Origin of the sequence: Streptomyces sp. YS-3, from assembly GCF_045257485.1 — a bacterium.
In the GTDB taxonomy this organism is placed as follows: Bacteria; Actinomycetota; Actinomycetes; order Streptomycetales; family Streptomycetaceae; genus Streptomyces.
The window spans coordinates 1-2419 of sequence record NZ_JBJHPC010000819.1; the positions used below are offsets into that span (position 1 = coordinate 1).

The following is a 2419-nucleotide window of genomic DNA, read 5'->3' on the forward strand; positions in this document are numbered from 1 at the left end:
GCGCTCCCCCGTCAGGCCGCCGCCCTCTCCAGTCGGCTGAAGGTGGCCCGGTAGGCGCTCGGGGTGAGACCGGTGCGCCGGACCAGATGGGCGCGGAGCGAGTCGGCGCTGCCCAGGCCACTGGCCTCGGCGATCCGGTCCATGGCCAGCGTGGTGGTCTCCAGGAGCTCCTTCGCCCGCTCGATGCGCTGGTGCAGCAGCCACTGCAGCGGGCTGACCCCGCTCTCGGCGTGGAAGCGGCGGGTCAGGGTGCGCACACTCACCCCGGCGTGCCGGGCCAGATCGGTGAGGGTGAGCGGCCTGTCCAGGTTGCGCATCGCCCAGCCCCTGGTGTCGGCGCAGGCCACGCCCCGCTCGGCGGGCAGCGGGGTCTGGGTGAACTGGGTCTGTCCGCCTGGCCGCACCGGGGCGACCAGCGCGGCCCTGGCCACCTGGTTGGCGACGGCCGCGCCGTAGTCGGTACGGATGATGTGCAGGCACATGTCGATCCCGGCCGCGTATCCGGACGAGGTCATGACGTCCCCGTCCTCCACATAGAGGACATCGCCCTTGAGGTCGAGCGTCGGATACCGCCGGCGCAGCTCCTCGGCCAGCTCCCAGTACGTGGTGGCGCTGCGCCCGTCGAGGAGCCCGGCCTCGGCGAGGACGAAGGCGCCGCTGCAGATGGAGGTGATCCGGCACCCGTCGGCGGCGGCCTCGCGGACCGCCTCCACCGTGCGGGGATCGGGTGCGTAGCGCTGCCCCGTCCCCGCGATCAGGACCGTGTCGGCCTCGGCCACGGCGTCCAGGCCACGGGCCACGTACAGATCGAGGCCGCCGGTGGTGGCGACCGGGCCGGGCTCCGGGGTGCAGACGGTCAGCTCGTACCCCGGGGCGCCGTCGATCTCCACCTTGGCGAAGAGCAGTTCGGGGATGGCGAGGTTGAACATCGACACCGGGGAGGGCGCGACGACGACGACCCGATGGGGTCGCCGCGGGTGGGTCCGCCGGTCGGACTTCATGGCCAGAACCTCCGGGTGCATGGCGTTCGGGCCACTACTGTAACCGCGTGCGGATCGCCAGGCTGAGGACATGTCACCCAACGCCGTACGCCAACCCGAGCCCACCACTGCCCCGTTGACCGACGCGCCGACCCCCGACGCGCCGACCGACCCGTCGGCCGACTCCTCGCCGCTGTCCGCCGGGCCGGCCGCCCGCCGCGGCTCCCCCGGTCTCACCCTGGCCGCCGCCCTCCTCGGCTTCGCGCTGATCACACTGGACGCGTCCGTGGTGAACGTGGCGCTGCCCGCGATCGGCTCCGATCTGGGCGGCGGGATGTCGGGCCTCCAGTGGGTGGTCGACGCGTACACACTCGCGTTCGCGGCGCTGATGCTGTCGACCGGCGCCTTCGCGGACCGGATCGGGTCGGCCCGGGCGTACGCGCTGGGCACGGTCGTCTTCGTCCTCGCCTCCGCCGCCTGCGGTTTCGCCCCCGGTCTGGGGGTGCTCGTCGCGGCCCGGGTGGTGCAGGGCATGGCCGCGGCCGTGGTGCTGCCCGCCTCGCTGGCGCTGGTGCGGCAGGCGTACGCGGATCCGGCGCGCCGGGCCCGCGCGGTGGCGCTGTGGGCGGCGGGCGGCTCCGTCGCGGTGGCGCTCGGGCCGGTCGCGGGCGGGGCGCTCACCACGGCGTGGGACTGGCGCGGCATCTTCTTCATCAACCTCCCGCTGGGCCTTGCCGCCCTGGCCCTGACGGCCCGCGCCCCGCGCTCGCCGCGCCGCCCGGCACCACTGGACCTGCCCGGGCAGCTGACGGCGGTGGTGGCCCTGGCCGCGCTCGCCTTCGCGGTGATCGAGTCCGGCCCGGTACGGCTGGTGGCGGGCGCGGTGGCGCTGCTCTCCGGGGCGGCGTTCCTGGTGATCGAGGCGCGCGTGGCGCATCCGGTCGTGCCGCTCGGCCTGTTCCGTACGCGGACGGTCACGGTGGCGGTGGCGGCCGGTGCCACGGCGAGCTTCGCGTTCTACGGCGTGATCTTCGTCTTCAGTCTGTACTTCCAGCGGGTACGGGGGGAGTCGGCGCTGGTCACCGGGCTGATGTTCCTGCCGATGACGGCGCTGATCCCGGTGACCAACGTCCTCTCGGGCAAGCTCTCCGCCCGCTACGGTCCGCGCCGCCCGATGCTGCTGGGCCAGCTCCTGGCCCTGGCGGGCCTGCTCCTGCTCCTCGTCCCCGACGCCGGGACTCCGGCGCTGCTGGTGTCCGTCCTCCTGATCCCCCTGGCCCTGGGCTGCGCCCTGGCGGTCCCGGCCCTGACGGCGGCGATGATGGAGTCCCTCCCCCAGGACCGGGCGGGCCTGGCAGCCGGCGTCCTGAACGCGGCCCGCCAGGTGGCGGGGGCGCTGAGCGTGGCGTTCTGCGGGGCGCTGGTGTCCGGGGACGGGG

Annotated in this window: 2 protein-coding genes; one reads left to right on the forward strand and one right to left on the reverse strand. The window is 74.7% G+C overall.

What is annotated here, in order from left to right:
* Nucleotides 1-11: 11 nt before the first annotated feature.
* Complete coding sequence (locus tag ACJA3G_RS35170; RefSeq protein WP_406557089.1) at nucleotides 12-1001, reverse strand: GlxA family transcriptional regulator; 990 nt, start codon at nucleotides 999-1001, stop codon at nucleotides 12-14.
* A 70-nt stretch (nucleotides 1002-1071) separates the two neighbouring features.
* Between ACJA3G_RS35170 and ACJA3G_RS35175 the strand changes: the two genes are divergently transcribed.
* On the forward strand, nucleotides 1072-2419 hold a 1348-nt coding region (locus tag ACJA3G_RS35175; RefSeq protein ID WP_406557090.1), incomplete at its 3' end, for an MFS transporter.